Origin of the sequence: Reichenbachiella versicolor (genome assembly GCF_003171675.1) — a bacterium.
Taxonomy (GTDB): Bacteria; Bacteroidota; Bacteroidia; order Cytophagales; family Cyclobacteriaceae; genus Reichenbachiella; species Reichenbachiella versicolor.
This window is the reverse complement of sequence record NZ_QFZQ01000004.1, coordinates 125615-142573: the sequence shown is the minus strand read 5'-3', so window position 1 is coordinate 142573 and position 16959 is coordinate 125615. Positions and strand designations below refer to the sequence as shown.

Genomic DNA, 16959 nt, shown 5'->3' with positions numbered 1-16959 from the left:
AAGGCATGTTAAAACTAAGAATTACCACTTGCTTAATACTATTAACATTTTTATCTCAAGCTCAAAGAGTTATAGAAATACCATTCACCCCTGCACCTCATATCGTTTGGACAGGGGAAGAGAAAGCGTTTTTCAACGAGAAATGGAATACACCTATCGTTAATAATGTATCTAAACCAACTATAGAAATCTATTCCCCAAAAGAACCGAACGGTACAGTAGTCATTATCGCTCCAGGTGGTGGATTGATGGCACATAGTATCGAATCAGAAGGTAGAATGGTGGCTAAATGGCTTCAAAATAAAGGAATTACGGGCATAGTATTAAAATATAGATTAGTCCCTATCGATAATAACAAGAAGGAACTCGACCAACCAAATAGAGATCAAATAACTTTTAGTGAAAAGGTCAACGCTGTACTTCCATATTCGATTAGAGATGGATTGAGTGCTGTACAATATGTAAGAGATCATGCAGAAGAATTGAAAATTGATCCTTCAAAAGTTGGCTTTATGGGATTTTCAGCTGGAGGAGCCGTAGCTATGGGAGTCACATATTTTTATAATAAATCGACTCGTCCAGACTTTGTGGTTCCTGTTTACCCTTGGACAGAAATGATGCCTATTAAAAAACCAAAAAAAGACTCGCCTCCTATGCTTATTATATGTGCAAGTAATGACCCATTAGGATTGGCTCCCGGTTCTATTAGTCTGTATCAATCATGGCTTAGCAATGGGTTCAGCGTTGGTTTACATATGTACTCCAAAGGAGGTCATGGCTTTGGTATGAGAACTAAAAACTTAGCTACAGACACATGGATAGAACGATTTTATGAATGGGCTTTAGATGAAGGTTTTATTAAAACCTGAGAAGTCAAAACACATCAACTATTAACACACATTTTAGATTCCATCCTTAGTAAATACTGACCCAAATCAATATTTAAATTCTATCTAAGTGCAAATTCGATAAGTCTGCAAACAATATCCATCTATAAAAACACTAATAAATTAAACTGGATCACTCCTGAATACTTATCAAAACCTCTCTCATGATTTTCTTCAAACCATTATAGACAGGCTGATTAGTATCATTGTGACAAAAAATTAGCTAATGAGTAACAAGTCTATTCCTGATCTAGGTCATAGGCGCAATTCTAGTATTGCTTGAGATTTACCTCATAAAAATTCAAAGAACATGCTTACTCATCAATTTCACATACCCGTAATGGGAATAGGATATACTCTAGACACACCTATCAAAGTAGCCAAATATGGCATCTCATCAGTTATTTCTCTAGTACAGGACGATGTCATCGAAAAGGCTCGTATGTTTTACTCAAGAGTCAATCAGATTCCATATACAGAAATTAAAAAGTCAGAGCCTGACTATAGAAGCCGTAGAATCACTGCATACCTCAATTTGACCAAAGTTCTTGTAGACAAAGGATTTAAAGAGGTATTTAAATCAAAAACAGAACTTAACAAGTATGCACGTTTACTCCCAGGATATGTACGTTCACAGGACATTCTTGACAAAAAGAATCAATTGAAACCTGGATCAATCGATGTGAACATCATGACTAAGCTTGATAGACAGGGTATTCATGGTGAAACAGATTTGTCAGAAGCTTGCTCTGCACTAAAAGGTTTTGCTAAGAGTCAAATAGATGGTTCATTAGTTCTGTCCGCAGGTATCAATCCAAAACTATTCGCATATATCACGGAATTCGAAGACTTCTTTCCAGACAAATCTGGATACATTAAAAAAAGAATTATTCTCAAAGTAAGTGATTATCGATCTGCCTTGATACAAGGTAAAATGCTTGCAAAAAGAGGTATATGGGTATCTGAATACAGAGTAGAATCTGGACTTAACTGTGGAGGCCATGCCTTCCCAACTGAAGGGATATTACTAGGTCCTATACTACAAGACTTCAAACAAAATCGCAAAAAAATGAATAATGAGCTTTTAAGCCTTTGTCATGAAGCTTGGAAAGCTCAAAATAAAAATACACCTGTACTAATACAAAAGCTAACCGTACAGGGAGGAATTGGAACTGCAGAAGAAAGGGAATTGCTTGAGTCATTTTACAACGTAAATGGAACTGGTTGGGGCAGTCCTTTTCTATTAGTTCCTGAAGCAACATCTATAGATAATAGCACCTTGGACGAGTTGATAGCTGCTGGTGAAGATGATATTTATACGAGTGATATTTCACCTTTAGGTGTCAAATTCAACACGATCAAAAACAACAATGCGGAGAAGGTAAGGTTACAAAGAATCGCACAAGGAAAGCCAGGCAGCCCATGTATAAAAAAACACGTCGCACTAGACAAAAGATATAGTGATGATGGGATATGCCCTGCCTCTGTGAATTTTCAGAAAAAACGAATAGAAGAAATTAATTCAATGGATCTGACTCCTAATGAATATCTCGAACAATTCAATAAAATCACTGAAAAGGAATGCATCTGCGATGGTCTTGCCAATTCGTTTTTAAAGAAATTCAACCTCGATAGTAAGGATAATAACGATAGCATATCTGTTTGTCCTGGACCAAACCTTGCATACTTTGACAAGACCTATTCATTAGAGAGAATGGTTGGTCATATCTACGGTAAAAGCAATATTCTAACCATGAGACGCCCACATATGTTCTTGAAGGAAATGAGCCTTTACGTAAATCATTTGAAGGAAATAACCCCTAAGTACTCAGCGGAGCTATCAGTAAAAGAGTTGAAGAAACTTGAAACCTTTCAATCTAATTTATTAAACAGTATTGCCCACTACTTAATCAATGCTGAAGCTATGTGGCTTGACAAAAACACAGTTAAAGAAATAAAAAAATTCAGGACAGAGGTAGAAAATATAGAAATGAACGAGTTAGTATAAGATTTTCAGTAATGATTTGACTAAATATAGATCGGTTTAAAAAGAACCGGTCTTTTTTTACAGTCATTGTACAAGACAAGATTCTTTAAATGAAAAAGATATTAGGACAACTAGAATTAATCAAAAACTAATTACTACTTAGCAAAGACATTAAGGTCTGTATTAAATACCCCCATTGCTAATGTTTTAGACTTGTTTTCATCTGCCTGCCAATCAAATCTCTTTTTTTCGTAAGCTAGCCTTACTTTTTTAATTCCACTAGCTGCTATTTTACGAGCTGTAGTATTATTGAAATAGACATAAAAATTACTAGCGTAAACATTATCATCTCTGCGTACACCTGAATAACTGGCTAAAGTTCTGGAGCCTACTATCTCCCCATTACCCAACTTAATAATAACCATCGATCCCGCTGGGATTTCACGTTTTACACTTTCAGTAAAACTAACTGTCATTCGCATTGACTTATCGCCTGCAGAACTACCATAATACGCAAAGCTTATCTCATGCACTGATTGCCCATTTTCCATAACCAAATCGTTGTCGTTTTCTATCTTCATTGCCTCTGACTCTACATATGCCTGTCCCTCGGAAGTATGTTTGATTCTAAGTTGTTGCGTATACCCTACTGCTGATGCAGTCATGATTATCAACAACGCTAAAGTGGATTTCATCGCACTAATTCATAGTTAATTTCCTTCTTTTCAAAAGGACATGTCAAAGATCGATAGATAGCTGGTCTATAAGATCTTGTAATTTATTTCTCTGATGCCATCACTTGGCTACTTAATTGATCCCTTAAGCTTGCTGATAATGACACTATCTTCATGTGTGTATCTTCAAGGATTTGACTCTTCCCTTTCAATTTTTTATCTTCAAAATGTAGCTCCTCTCCATTCAATTTCATGTATCTAAAGTCTCCATAAGATTCTTTATACATCCCATTTCTTATCTGAATAGTACATAAATAAGCCACATTGCTCATTCCGTTTTTAGTATGATGTTCAAAAATTCCTTTCAATACTATTTGACCTCTGTCTTCACTCGAAAATTGAATACTATTCTTAGTATTTTCATGATTTTCTTTTGCCCATTGCTCAGCCTTTTGATATAGATCTACTTTATCACCTGCAGCTCTTACTACTTGATGAAAAGTATAAGAACCACTTTCTTTAACCAACTGTGCTTGTACTTGTATTACGGCTAGGATCGCAATCAACGTAAAAATATTTCTCATTGTGGTTTGTGTTTTGTGGTTTAGCATAATACAAAAGTAGAATGCCAAACCATGCGATTCCTCACTGTAAATGCCTATTTGCATTTTTAAGCAAATCACCTATAAGGGGTTACACATTTTTTAAGACAAAACAAGAGAGATTTAAAAACCATCTTTAAAAGCCACAAACCCTTCTTTTTCACATGAATAAATTAATAAACGTAATAATTTCTCTTATTTGACATGCTATGTCTATTAAAGCATATAATAACAAGAAATTGTTACTGAATAACCTTAGACAAAAAATAGCCCCTCCGGATTCACTCCAGAAAGGCTTGCGCTATATGTGTAAATTATTATTCTAATTACCCTTCCATCTGCTCCAACTCTTTCCCTTTAGTCTCATAGACATACTTGATCACGAAAAAGACTGATACCGCTGCGAAAGCAGCATAAAGACCATAGGCAAAGGCTAGACCAAGACCTGCTAATAGAATCGGGAAAGTTAAAGTAATTCCAAAATTAGAAACCCATTGTGCTAATCCAGATACTGCCAATCCTGACCCTCTCATTTGATTAGGAAACATCTCCCCAAGCATAACCCACATCACAGGACCCCAAGAAAAGTTAAAACAAATAACGTAGAGATTCGCTGCTACTAATGCAAGAACTCCCATACTCTCACTTAACTCCAGATTACCTTCTTCTCCCAAAGTACCTGTAGCAAATGCGATGGCTACTAATGTAAGTGTGATAGCCATACCAATAGACCCTGCAACTAAAAGAGGCTTTCTTCCTACCTTATCTATCAGAACTAATGCCGCTACTACAGCAGCTATACTCAAAGCACCAGACACTACATTGATCAATAATGCATCTCCTTCACCAAATCCCACTGCCTGCCATAAAACTGCTCCATAATAGAACACTACATTAATACCCACTAATTGCTGAAAAGTTGCTAAACCAATGCCTATCCAGACTATCGGCCTTACTCTTCCTAGAGTGGAATCGTACAAATCTTTTAAACTTGGCTTATGATGGTCTACCGCTAAAGAAGAATCGATTTCATTCAATTTAATTTGTCCTTCGCCATCACCATATAATTTTTGCAATACTTTAAGTGCATCCTCTTTCTTTTGTTTGGCTACCAAGAATCTTGGACTTTCAGGAATCAAGAACAGGGAAAGTAAAAATACTCCTGCAGGCATCAGCTCCATCCAAAACATCCACCTCCATGTCTCAAAATTCATCCAAAGAACATTCTCTGCTGATCCAGACACATCTGCTAAAATGTAGTTACTAAGAAATGAGAAAAACAAACCTGAAATAATTGCTACTTGCTGCACTGTAGCTAATGCTCCTCTGTATTCGGCAGGAGCTATTTCACTAATATATGCCGGCGCCATTACAGACGCTGCACCTACTGCCAACCCTCCAATAATTCTATAAACTATAAATTCGGGTGATGCAGTAGCGATTCCTGAACCCCAAGCCGAAATAATAAAAAACACAGCTGACATGATCAGCATATTCTTTCTACCATACTTATCTGCAAATGTTCCTGCAAAGTAAGCACCTACAGCACATCCAAGAAGCATTGAAGCTACATTGAACCCACTTCCGATGTTTTGTGCATTGAATGCCGATTCCAATCCTTTGACTGTACCATTGATTACTCCACTATCAAACCCAAAGAGAAACCCTCCGAGTGTAGCTACTAGGGTAATCAAAATGATATACCCTTTGTTAATACCTTGATTTTCCAAAATTTAGTCTATTTAGTCTTTTGAGGTAATAGTATTAGTCCCGTCCAAACAATGAATCGGGACTAGTCAATCTGCTATATATAGCTATTGATGATGTTTTCGAACAATTCCTGCTGACCACTTCTTAGCTTTGGCTCGCCTCCTTCTTGAGCTATTTTAGCCAACGCTTCTAGATCAAGCTTTCCTTCTTCAAACTCCTTACCCTGCATTGTATTGAAAGAACTGTATCTGGCCTTTCTTAAATTCAAGTATTGAGAGTTATCTAAAATATCTTGAGCCGTTAATAGTGCCCTCGCAAAAATGTCCATACCACCGATATGAGCATAGAATATATCCTCTAGATCGGTAGAGTTTCTTCTAGTTTTTGCATCGAAGTTGACACCTCCACCTTTGAAGCCTCCAGCTTGCAGGATAATCATCATTGCTTCAGTCACTTCTAAAATATCATTAGGGAACTGGTCCGTGTCCCAACCATTTTGATAATCACCTCTATTCGCGTCAATACTTCCTAGCATTCCACTATCTACTGCCATCTGAAGCTCATGTGTAAATGTATGCTGTGCTAAAGTCGCGTGATTCACTTCAAGATTTAATTTGAAATCATTTTCCAAACCATGCTCTTTCAAAAATCCAATCACAGTCTGTGCATCAAAATCATACTGGTGCTTAGAAGGCTCTGCCGGCTTAGGTTCTATGAAGAAATTACCTTTGAATCCTTGCTTACGCGCATAGTCTCTACACATTCCAAGGAATCTACCCATATGATCTAGTTCCTTTTTAGTATTGGTATTTAAAAGAGACATATAACCTTCTCTACCACCCCAGAATACATAATTTTCACCACCAAGCTTAATAGTAGCATCAAGAGCATTTTTAATTTGAGCTCCTGCGTATGCTACGATATCGAAATCAGGGTTAGTAGATGCCCCGTTCATATATCTTGGATTTGAAAAACAATTGGCTGTACCCCATAGCAATTTTACACCTGAAGCAGCCTGCTTCTCTTTAGCGTAATCAGTAATGATATCCAATCTCTCCCCAGACTCTTTCAATGAAGAACCTTCAGCGATCAAATCAAAATCATGAAAACAGTAGTATGGCGCACCTATCTTAGTAATGAACTCAAAAGCTGCATCCATTTTCTCTTTAGCCGCTCCAATCGGATCTCCATTTTGATCCCACTCAAATGCCTTTGTACCTGGACCGAATGGGTCTCCACCAGTTCCACAGAACGTATGCCAATAAGCAATAGCAAACTTGAAGTGCTCCTTCATAGTTTTGCCTGCTACCACTTGGTTCTCGTCATAGTATTTGAATGCCATTGGGTTATCCGAACCTTTGCCTTCAAACTTTATCTTATCTATACCTTTGAAATATTCTTTGTCGCCAGTAACTACACTTAAATCAGCCATTTCTGAAAAGTTAAATTATTATAAAAGTTTTTCTAAATCTTGTTTCCATAGTTGATAAGCCTTCTTGTATGGCTCACCATTGTCATCTCCTTTATACACTTGCACAGTTTCCATTTGTGCAAATGCTTGCTCCAATGAGTCATAGAGCCCTCCTGCTACACCAGCTGCTTTCGCTGCTCCTACTGCACCAGTAGTCTTCACCATCTGTATCTCACAACCTATTACAGTAGCGATAGTCTTGGAAAATATCTCTGACTGAAAAAGGTTGTCATTACCTACCTTGATAACTCCCACATCTAGTCCCATATCCTGCATGATTTCCATGCCATAAATGAAAGAAAATGCAATACCTTCAAGAGTAGCTCTATAAATATGTGGCTTCTTGTGACGATTAAACTGGAGATTGATCATCTGTGCTCCCAGATTCTTATTTTCCAGCACTCTTTCAGCTCCATTTCCAAATGGGATAATTCTTAACTCATCGGAACCTATGGGAATTTCCGCAGCCAACTTCTCCAAATCAGGATAATCTAACCCTTCTTCAGCTACCATCTGTCTGACCCAGCTATATTGAATCCCTGAACCATTGATGCACAATAACACGCCTACTCTAGCATCATCAGAAGTGTAATTGACATGAGCAAAAGAATTTACTCTAGTCTTCGGATCGACTGTTGGCTTATCTACTACACCATACACCACACCTGACGTACCTCCTGTAGCAGCCACTTCACCCGGATTCAATACGCCAAGAGACATTGCATTATTAGGTTGATCTCCAGCTCTGTAGCCAATAGGTATTCCTTCGTTCAGACCAAGATATTTAGCAGATTCAGCAGTTAATTTCCCCTGATGTCCTACAGCATCTACCACTTCTGGAATCATTGACTCCTTGATACCATAGTGATCCAAAAGAAAAGAAGCTATTTTCTCCTCTTTGAAATCCCACATAATACCCTCAGACAATCCAGTCACGGTAGTCTTCACTTCGCCTGTCATCTTCATAGCGATGTAGTCTCCAGGCAACATGATCTTGTCTATTTTCTGAAACGTAGATTGTTCATTGTCCTTCAACCATTTCAGTTTTGAAGCGGTAAAATTACCCGGTGAATTCAAAAGGTGAGAAAGACACTTTTCTGACCCTATCTGTCCAAAAGCCTCATTCCCAATTTCAACAGCCCGACTGTCGCACCAAATAATAGACGGCCTAAGTGAATTTTGATTTTCATCCACTACCACTAGACCATGCATTTGATAAGAAATTCCGATCCCTTTAATTAAGGCTGAATCTATCTTAGAAGATGCTAATATATTTTGAGTTACGTTTTTGAGATTCTCCCACCATGTGTCAGGCTCTTGCTCGGCCCACCCCAATTCATGAGAGATAATTTCCATTTCTTGTGAGGGATACTGCTCCACTGCTATGGACTTACCAGTCTCAGCCTCCACAATAGCAGCTTTCACCGAAGAGCTACCCAGATCATATCCTAGTAGATACATAATTCTTCTTTCATTCTTCTGTCTCCAGCGTTGGATGACAAAGGCAAAAGAAACTGATTAATGATTATACTCTTGAAATACCCTACTTCAAAATTTCTTCACTTTACTTCAATACTACGTCAGTAAATTCAATTTGAATTAAGAAGCAACAAAGACTCTCTGAATTAACTGTAGGAAGATTTGAATTTCTCAGGAGACATACCATATTCATTCTTAAAGAGTCTAATAAAGTAATGCTTATTGTCATACCCTACAGCTTTTGACACCTCAGAGACTTCTTTATCAGATTTGATCAATAGTTTTTTAGCATATGCTACCCTCACCTCATTTAGATGCTCTACAAACGATTTGTTAGTTAGGTCAAAAAGCATTTGCTGAAGATGCGGACTTGAGATATTCAAGACCTTTGCAACTTCCTCAAGTTGTAAATCTTCCTTGAATCGTGCATTAATAATAATCATACACTTTTGGATATAAGGCTCTGCGTAATTATTGACACTTAACTGATTAGAACTCTCTTCTGTTACTTTTCTTACAAAATCATGATGCCTAACTAGCTGCCTTCTCAAGAAGAAAACGATAACAGACACTACTATAGTGATTGTGACAAACAATTCGGTCGTGTGGTTTTCAGCCATTTCAACTTTTATGTTAGTCACTTGAGGATCTGCAATAACAAACGTACCAGCTATCACATCAACAAAAAGCAGCAATGTCGCAGCTAGTACCGCAAGGAATGCTATATATAATGGTGAATTTTTCAACTTCATGGATGCAATTCGTAAAGAATCGCTGAATATTAGATCTATAATAACAATCAAATATAATACAACTCAATATTTATCCTAAGTGATCAACTCAGCTAAGTTTATCAGTTCAAATGAGTAGGTATTAGTAAAAACAGAAATCATCACACAGTTGAAAAACGACGTATATTTGAAGTATGTATTTACTCGGCTATCAGATCTCAAGTGCTTGCATCAAAGTGGCGCTCCTAGATGCAACTACCAATACCACTATTACTACGCTACGCTATCCTGAACATGACTATTCTGTTATTTCTAAGCAGCACGGCTGGGCTGAGCAGCATCCCGATATGTGGTGGCAAGACCTCTGTCATGCCACGAAACTTTTGATTCAAGAAACTCAAATCTCACCTAGAGACATTGGAGGAATTGGCATTACTTACCAAATGCATGGTCTGGTTTTAGTCGATAGAGATCACAAAGCTCTCAGACCCGCCATCATATGGAGTGATGGGCGTGCTGTAAACATAGGAAAAAGGGCTTTTCATGATATGGGTGAACTATTCTGTTTGGAAAACCTGCTCAATTCCCCTGGAAACTTCACTACTTCTCGACTAAAGTGGATCAAGGATAACGAACCTCACATCTACGAACGCACCTATAAATTCATGCTACCGGGCGACTATATAGCTATGAAAATGACCGGCGAGATCTGTAGCACTGTCTCTGGAATATCCGAAGCTATACTATGGGACTTCCAAAAACAAAAGGTATCGCAAGAGATCTTAAACTACTTTGAACTTGACAAAGAACTTGTACCTGACCTACAGCCTACTTTCTCCATTCAAGGAAACTTAACTCACCAAGCTGCTTATCAAACAGGTTTACACCCTAATACTCCTTTCACCTATCGGGCTGGCGACCAGCCCAACAACGCCCTTGCACTTAACGTCATGCGCCCGGGTGAAATCGCTGCATCAAGTGCCGAATCTGGAGTAGTATACGGAATCGTGGACACCCCAAAGTACGACCCCAAATCCAGGGTCAACTCGTTCGCACATGTCAATTATGAAGAACAGAATGGAATCGGCGTACTACTCTGTTTGAATGGTGCTGGCAAACAATATAATTGGCTCAAACACCAGATTGCCGTCTCTGGTCGTAACTATGAAGACATGGAACGAATAGCTTCTACGATCCCTGTAGGATCAGATGGCTTATGTGTTCTACCTTTTGGAAATGGTGCAGAACGCATATTAGAAGACAGAAATATTAATTCTCATATTCTCAATCTGGACTTTAATCGCCATACAAGAGGCCATGTGTTCAGGGCTGCATTAGAGGGAGTAGCTTTTTCATTCGTACATGGAGTCAATGTCTTAAAAGAAATGAATATAGATGTTGATATAATCAGGGTAGGAAATGAAGACATGTTTCGATCTGAAGTCTTCGCGATGACACTAGCGACTATGCTTGACTGTCAAGTGGAACAAGTGGATACCAATGGAGCCATAGGTGCGGCAAGAGGTGCTGGTATAGCTTGTGGAGCATATAAAAACCTAGAAGAAGCTCTTCGCAGTATCAAGCCGAAAGCCATATATGAGCCTCGGCTAAACTATATGATGTGCAACCAAGCTTACAACTACTGGTATTCCAACCTTGAAAAAATCCTCTACGAGCTTCCAAATCAATCGAGTAGACCTGAACGACTAAAACAGATTAATTTTAATTTGAAAAAGGAAATCGAAAAGCGAGACCAAGATCTTGCCACAGTCAGTCTAAAACTAAATGAAAAGGATGAACTGTTAGAAGATATTAAAAATAGACTCGCTAGAATCGGTAGCTCAGAGAATACCGCACATGATATTCGTAGACTCATCATGTCCATCGACCAGCAAACTGACAAACAAAAAGACTGGCAACATTTTCAAGAAAAATTTGACATCATACATTCAGACTTCTTTAAAAAACTAAAGAAAAAACATCCTAAACTATCCCCCTCTGATGCTAAACTATGTTCTCTGATCAAATTAAATCTCACTACAAAAGAAATGGCTAATCAGCTCAATTTATCTGTGAGGGGGGTAGAGACGAGAAGGTACAGACTCCGAAAGAAGTTTGATTTATCAAAAAGTCTAAGCCTTGACGAATATTTAGAGACTATTTGACCCATACGTGGTCGGCGGTCATTCGGGCATGGTCGTGGATCGTTAGGGAGTGGTCGGCGGTCATTCGGGCACGGTCGTGGATCGTTAGGGTATGGTCGGCAGTCATTCGGGCACGGTCGTGGGTCATTAGGGTATGGTCGGCAGTCATTCGGGCACGGTCGTGGGTCATTAGGGTGTGGTCGTGGATCATTAGGGCATGGTCGGCAGTCATTCGGGTGTGGACGTGGATCATTAGGGCATGGTCGGCAGTCATTCGGGTGCGGTCGTGGATCGTTAGGGCTTGGTCGGCGATCATTCGGGTGTGGCCGTGGGTGATTAGGGTGTGGCTGTTTTTTTAGTAATTCAACTCTTTACTATTGACATTTCGATACATACCTTCTGTTTTGTAAAATTTACCCCGTTCAATCATCCCAAGGTATTCAGTACTTTCCTTACGACGTTCGTAAACATAATTCTTACCTAAATAATCCGTGGAATAAAGATCAAACCCCATAGAAACGTCTGCATCTCTTACCACTACCGCATCGAATAGTACACCTGTATAGGTCTTGTAGTTATTATCCAGATAAAAATATAGAATATGCTCTTTTTCACTGACAGGTTGCATAATATGCTCTGACTCCTGATTGGTCATGTGATTTTTAAACTTGATTTTTCTCCAAACGAAAAACGGTGAGCTATTACTGGTAAAAAGTTTCCATTTGTACCAATAGCTAATTTCCAGATCATCGATTCGGAAATTCACCTTTCGATAATAAAACAGGTGTAAAGAGTCTATATAATAGGCAACCGAGCACAACATGAACAGTCCGAAAAAAATCAAACTACCGACAATAAATTCATAAGGTACTTGCATTTCAACTCTTTAACCGTTCAACGCTGGTCATTCGGAATAAATTATGCAGAAAAACACATAATTAATCCTACATGCAATTTCCGTAAAATCAGGCTAATAAATAGCTTTGTGCAAACTTTTCGACATGGAAAACGGCGTACACACTACCAAAGAGAAAGCGCTTTCTCTGAATTTAAGACCAGACATATACGGAACCATTGCAGAAATCGGTGGTGGACAAGAAACTGCAGCCAACTTTTTCCGTGCTGGAGGTGCCTCAGGTACCATCGCCAAAACCATGTCTGCCTACGACATGAAGTTTTCAGATGCTATCTATGGCAAGACAGATAGGTATGTCTGTGAAGAGAAACTTCACAAGATGCTTGGACATGAGTACAGCTTACTGGCAGAGAGACTGGGACACAGAGCAGACGATACTTTGTTTTTTGCATTCGCTAATACCGTCGAAACTCTTAATTACAAAAAAACTAACCAAGGAAATGGATGGCTAGGTGTTAAGTTTCAGCTCACTCCCAATAGTGAACCGAATATCTGTATTATACATGTGGTATTACGTGACCCAGATGCTATATGGCAGCAAGAAGCTCTTGGACGTGCAGGTATCAACCTTATTTATGCCTGTTTCAATCATCGAAACGATCCTGAAAGATTAATGACTTCAATCAGGGACAACCTTAGTCACGATCGACTGGACGTAGACATGTTCAAACTAAGAGGACCGGACTTCAGACCGGTAGACAATAGACTAATGGCTCTTAAGTTGGTAAAACATGGTCTTTCGCAAGCCGCCATGTTTGACAAAGACGGCGAAGTACAACAACCTTCCTCTTTACTTTACAAAAAGAATATTTGTGTACTTCGAGGGCAATTCACTCCTGTAACATATCGCTCAGTAGACATGATGGTATCAGGGGTCAATCAATTTCAAAAGGATACAGAAGTTGACCCCAAAAGAGTTCAAGTCTTAGCCGAATTTACTTTGTCAGACTTAGCTACGGATGGCGAAATTGACGACAGTGACTTCCTAGACAGAGTCAGCCAACTCAATGCTCTTGGTCAACATGTAATGATCTCTAATTTCGATCGACTACACCAGTTAGCCTCATACCTCAAGCAATACAGCCGAGGAAAGCGAATGGGACTCATCGTAGGCTCTAAAAACTTGACTAGAATATTTGATAAGGACAGACACGAGACATTAAATGGAGGAATCTTAGAAGCCTTCAGTCATTTATTCGGGTCCAATGCTAAGCTCTTGATTTATCCAACTAGTACAAGTAGTAAAGCTTGTAATTTCAAACCAAGCGAAGATCTAAAATATTTGTATCAGCACTTCACGGAAAATGGCTTCATAGATGATATCGAAGAAGTGCGAGATGAATACCTGAGCATTGATTCTGAGAAAGTATTGAAACTCATCAAAGCTGGAGACAATAGCTGGAAAGATTATGTACCTTCTAAGGTTCGTTCGCTAGTAGAAGAAAAAGAAATGTTTGCTATCAAATGAAATACAAACTAGTCTGGGAGATGCATGGGCCAGATGCCCATCCTACTGCTGAGCATCATGCTGTCCATTTAGAAGAATTTGCTAAAAAATTCAAAATAGAACTGCACCAAGTGGGTGTCGAAAAGATTGCAGACAACTTTAGTGCTGCTATCATGGTGATCAATGAATCAGATGTTGAAACTATCCAAAAATCACTTCGCCCACATCATGTAATAGAATACACAGAAGAATAGCTTTCTACCTAAATAGACCACGTTATATTTGCGACTATTTTTAAAACTTCTTACTGAATATTCATCATCTATTTTTAGACTTTGAATATTCAACTATCGAACAAGCTACAAGCATGGCAGATTACAAAATAGCACCTTCCCTACTTTCAGCAGATTTTTCACGACTCGGCGATGATATTAAAATGGTCGAACAGGGAGGCGCAGATATCATCCATTATGATGTCATGGATGGTCACTTCGTTCCCAATATCACTATTGGACCTCTTGTATTGAAAGATATTCGCAAATGCACTGAGTTACCGATTGATGTTCATTTGATGATCGAAAACCCAGACTTATACATTCCAGATTTTGCCAAGGCTGGTGCTGATATGATCAGTGTTCACGTAGAAGCTTGCCCTCACCTACACAGAACGATTCAGCTGATAAAAGAACAGGGAAACATTCAAGCCGGCGTCGTTCTGAATCCTCACACTCCTCTTTCAGCCATCGAAGAAATCCTTCCTGAAGTAGACTTTGTTTTGATCATGTCTGTAAACCCAGGCTTTGGAGGACAAAAATTGATCCCATCTTGCGTAGAAAAGATAAGAACATTAAAACAAACCTTAAAGGATAGAAACCTTGAGCTCATCAAGATCGAAATTGATGGAGGAGTTAAAATTGATAACATTAAAGATGTGATCGATGCAGGTACCGACTGGATCGTTTCTGGTTCAGGTATTTTCGGAGCAGAAGACCCTATTCAAATGATAAAAGACATGAAATCCATCTAAAGATTAAGGTCTTTCATGAACCTCCAAGAGGCTTTTCTTGACTAAAATTGTATTTTGTTTTCCAAATGGAAATTCAAAAGCTTAACTAAAGCTAGCTGATGAATAAATCTGCTAGCCTAACAACATTAACTATCAACTACGGAATGAGTAGCGAAAAGGAAACGCTCAACTTTATTGAGCAAATGGTCGAAAAAGATTTGGCAGAAGGAAAAAAGGGAGGTGTTTTACACACTCGTTTCCCTCCAGAGCCAAATGGTTACTTACACATTGGACATGCTAAATCTATCTGCTTAAACTTCGGTCTAGCGGAAAAGTATAATGGTCAATGTAACCTTCGCTTCGATGATACCAATCCTGAAAAAGAGGATACGGAGTATGTAGACTCTATCAAGGAAGATATCAAATGGCTCGGGTACGACTGGGCAGACAGAGAGTATTATGCTTCAGACTACTTTGACCAACTATATGGCTTTGCTACACAATTAATCAAAGATGGTAAAGCATACATAGATGATCGTACAGCTGAAGAGATCAGTAAGGACAGAGGAACGCCTACGCGACCAGGTGTAGATAGTCCCTATAGAGACAGACCTGCCGAAGAGAGTCTTACAATTTTCGAAGAAATGAAAGCTGGCAAGCACGACGAGGGAACACATGTTTTGAGAGCAAAAATTGATATGGCATCACCCATCATGCAGCTTCGTGACCCTGTCATCTATAGAATCAAAAAGGCGTCTCACCATAGAACAGGAGACAAGTGGTGCATCTATCCTACTTATGACTTTGCACATGGACAATCTGATAGCATCGAAAACATTACACACTCTTTGTGTACACTAGAGTTTGCTTCACACAGACCATTGTATGATTGGTTCATCAAGGAACTAGGGATATTCCCAAGTGAACAAACTGAGTTTGCTAGACTAAACTTAAGCTACACAGTAGTAAGTAAAAGAAAACTTAGAGAACTCGTAGAGGGAAACTTTGTGAGTGGATGGGATGACCCTCGAATGCCGACTATTTCTGGTATCAGAAGAAGGGGTTATACTCCAGATTCGATCAAAAACTTCGCATCAAAAGTAGGAGTAGCCAAAAGAGACGGTATCAGCGATGTTGCTCTTTTAGAACATAGTGTAAGAGAGGATTTAAACAAGAAAGCCAACAGAGTTTTGGGTGTTTTGGATCCGATTAAACTTGTTATCACCAATTATCCAGAAGGACAGACTGAACAACTAGACGCTGTGAATAATCCTGAGGATGAAAATGCGGGGAAGCGTCAAATACCATTCTCTAGAGAGGTATACATTGAAAGAGGTGACTTCATGGAAGAGCCTCCGCGTAAGTTTTTCAGACTAGGACCAGATCGTGAAGTAAGATTGAAATACGCCTACATCGTGAAATGTACTGGCTTCAAGAAAAATGATGCGGGAGAAATAGAAGAAGTGTACTGCGAATATGACCCTGCGACTAAAAGTGGTCAAGATAATACGGGTAAGAAAGTAAAAGGTACTCTTGGATGGGTAGAAGCTAATAACGCAGTGAATGCTGAAATTAGACTCTACGACAGATTATTTAAGACTGAAGACTTGAATACTATAGAGGACGATTTCAAGAACCATTTAAATCCTGAATCACTGACTACCATGACTAATGCTATGGTCGAGCCGTCTGTAGGAAAAATGGAAGTTGGAACACAATTTCAGTTTGAAAGAATGGGATATTTTATCATTGATAGAGACTCCTCGGATACAAAACCGGTAATTAATAGAACTGTAACTCTTCGTGATAATTGGGCGAAGAAAAACGGGTAATCCCTACATAAAAATATAAAAAGCACTACCATTTCTTTTGGCAGTGCTTTTTTTACGCTTTCTTTTTACGAAA

Annotated in this window: 14 protein-coding genes; 7 read left to right on the top strand and 7 right to left on the bottom strand. The window is 38.8% G+C overall.

The features are described from left to right. The first annotated feature begins 5 nt into the window (after nucleotides 1-5). Entirely contained in the window at nucleotides 6-869 is an 864-nt protein-coding gene (locus DKG80_RS10265) for an alpha/beta hydrolase (RefSeq protein WP_109831252.1), read from the top strand. Nucleotides 870-1197: 328 nt separating this feature from the next. After that, nucleotides 1198-2895 carry a hypothetical protein gene (locus DKG80_RS10260; RefSeq protein ID WP_109831251.1) on the top strand — a complete coding sequence of 566 codons (1698 nt, stop codon included), beginning with the start codon at nucleotides 1198-1200 and terminating at the stop codon, nucleotides 2893-2895. A gap of 134 nt (nucleotides 2896-3029) precedes the next feature. Here DKG80_RS10260 and DKG80_RS10255 read toward each other — a convergent pair whose 3' ends face one another. From DKG80_RS10255 to DKG80_RS10230, 6 genes are all read right to left on the bottom strand, one after another. After that, a complete protein-coding gene (locus tag DKG80_RS10255) occupies nucleotides 3030-3569 on the bottom strand; it encodes a hypothetical protein (RefSeq protein ID WP_109831250.1) in 540 nt (179 codons plus the stop codon). Nucleotides 3570-3652: 83 nt separating this feature from the next. After that, nucleotides 3653-4132, bottom strand: a complete 480-nt coding sequence (locus DKG80_RS10250) for a DUF4468 domain-containing protein (protein ID WP_162555808.1) — start codon at nucleotides 4130-4132, stop codon at nucleotides 3653-3655. 344 nt (nucleotides 4133-4476) lie between these two features. Next, on the bottom strand, nucleotides 4477-5880 hold the full coding sequence (locus DKG80_RS10245) for a sugar porter family MFS transporter (protein WP_221409106.1): 1404 nt from the start codon (nucleotides 5878-5880) through the stop codon (nucleotides 4477-4479). Nucleotides 5881-5954: 74 nt separating this feature from the next. Next, nucleotides 5955-7292 (bottom strand): xylose isomerase, encoded by a 1338-nt coding sequence (xylA, locus tag DKG80_RS10240; protein WP_109831247.1) that lies wholly within the window; start codon nucleotides 7290-7292, stop codon nucleotides 5955-5957. 18 nt (nucleotides 7293-7310) lie between these two features. Continuing rightward, the gene (locus DKG80_RS10235; protein WP_109831246.1) at nucleotides 7311-8792 is read right to left on the bottom strand and encodes a xylulokinase; all 1482 of its coding nucleotides are present in this window, start codon (nucleotides 8790-8792) and stop codon (nucleotides 7311-7313) included. Nucleotides 8793-8956: 164 nt separating this feature from the next. Beyond that, nucleotides 8957-9562 (bottom strand): helix-turn-helix transcriptional regulator, encoded by a 606-nt coding sequence (locus tag DKG80_RS10230; protein ID WP_109831245.1) that lies wholly within the window; start codon nucleotides 9560-9562, stop codon nucleotides 8957-8959. 215 nt (nucleotides 9563-9777) lie between these two features. Between DKG80_RS10230 and DKG80_RS10225 the strand changes: the two genes are divergently transcribed. Next, a complete protein-coding gene (locus DKG80_RS10225) occupies nucleotides 9778-11706 on the top strand; it encodes an FGGY family carbohydrate kinase (protein WP_221409105.1) in 1929 nt (642 codons plus the stop codon). 334 nt (nucleotides 11707-12040) lie between these two features. On the opposite strand, the gene DKG80_RS10220 is transcribed toward DKG80_RS10225, so the two are convergent. Beyond that, nucleotides 12041-12562: a hypothetical protein gene (locus DKG80_RS10220; protein WP_221409104.1), complete on the bottom strand. Its 522-nt coding sequence runs from the start codon at nucleotides 12560-12562 to the stop codon at nucleotides 12041-12043. Between the two features lie 124 nt (nucleotides 12563-12686). Between DKG80_RS10220 and DKG80_RS10215 the strand changes: the two genes are divergently transcribed. From DKG80_RS10215 to DKG80_RS10200, 4 genes are all read left to right on the top strand, one after another. After that, nucleotides 12687-14069, top strand: coding sequence for a nicotinate-nucleotide adenylyltransferase (locus DKG80_RS10215; RefSeq protein WP_109831242.1), 1383 nt, complete (start codon nucleotides 12687-12689; stop codon nucleotides 14067-14069). Continuing rightward, a complete protein-coding gene (locus tag DKG80_RS10210) occupies nucleotides 14066-14302 on the top strand; it encodes a hypothetical protein (RefSeq protein WP_109831241.1) in 237 nt (78 codons plus the stop codon). Before DKG80_RS10215 ends, DKG80_RS10210 begins: the two co-directional genes overlap by 4 nt. Nucleotides 14303-14415: 113 nt before the next feature. Then, nucleotides 14416-15075: a ribulose-phosphate 3-epimerase gene (gene rpe / locus DKG80_RS10205; RefSeq protein ID WP_109831240.1), complete on the top strand. Its 660-nt coding sequence runs from the start codon at nucleotides 14416-14418 to the stop codon at nucleotides 15073-15075. A 98-nt stretch (nucleotides 15076-15173) separates the two neighbouring features. Further along, complete coding sequence (locus tag DKG80_RS10200) at nucleotides 15174-16886, top strand: glutamine--tRNA ligase/YqeY domain fusion protein (protein ID WP_245906991.1); 1713 nt, start codon at nucleotides 15174-15176, stop codon at nucleotides 16884-16886. The last annotated feature ends 73 nt before the right edge of the window (nucleotides 16887-16959 follow it).

Bases quoted from the DNA above. Each gene is read 5' to 3' on its own strand.
- DKG80_RS10265 (WP_109831252.1), top strand. From the start codon at position 6: ATGTTAAAACTAAGAATTACCACTTGCTTAATACTATTAACATTTTTA.
- DKG80_RS10260 (WP_109831251.1), top strand. From the start codon at position 1,198: ATGCTTACTCATCAATTTCACATACCCGTAATGGGAATAGGATATACT.
- DKG80_RS10255 (WP_109831250.1), bottom strand. From the start codon at position 3,569: ATGAAATCCACTTTAGCGTTGTTGATAATCATGACTGCATCAGCAGTA.
- DKG80_RS10250 (WP_162555808.1), bottom strand. From the start codon at position 4,132: ATGAGAAATATTTTTACGTTGATTGCGATCCTAGCCGTAATACAAGTA.
- xylA (WP_109831247.1), bottom strand. From the start codon at position 7,292: ATGGCTGATTTAAGTGTAGTTACTGGCGACAAAGAATATTTCAAAGGT.
- DKG80_RS10235 (WP_109831246.1), bottom strand. From the start codon at position 8,792: ATGTATCTACTAGGATATGATCTGGGTAGCTCTTCGGTGAAAGCTGCT.
- DKG80_RS10230 (WP_109831245.1), bottom strand. From the start codon at position 9,562: ATGAAGTTGAAAAATTCACCATTATATATAGCATTCCTTGCGGTACTA.
- DKG80_RS10220 (WP_221409104.1), bottom strand. From the start codon at position 12,562: ATGCAAGTACCTTATGAATTTATTGTCGGTAGTTTGATTTTTTTCGGA.
- DKG80_RS10215 (WP_109831242.1), top strand. From the start codon at position 12,687: ATGGAAAACGGCGTACACACTACCAAAGAGAAAGCGCTTTCTCTGAAT.
- DKG80_RS10210 (WP_109831241.1), top strand. From the start codon at position 14,066: ATGAAATACAAACTAGTCTGGGAGATGCATGGGCCAGATGCCCATCCT.
- rpe (WP_109831240.1), top strand. From the start codon at position 14,416: ATGGCAGATTACAAAATAGCACCTTCCCTACTTTCAGCAGATTTTTCA.
- DKG80_RS10200 (WP_245906991.1), top strand. From the start codon at position 15,174: ATGAATAAATCTGCTAGCCTAACAACATTAACTATCAACTACGGAATG.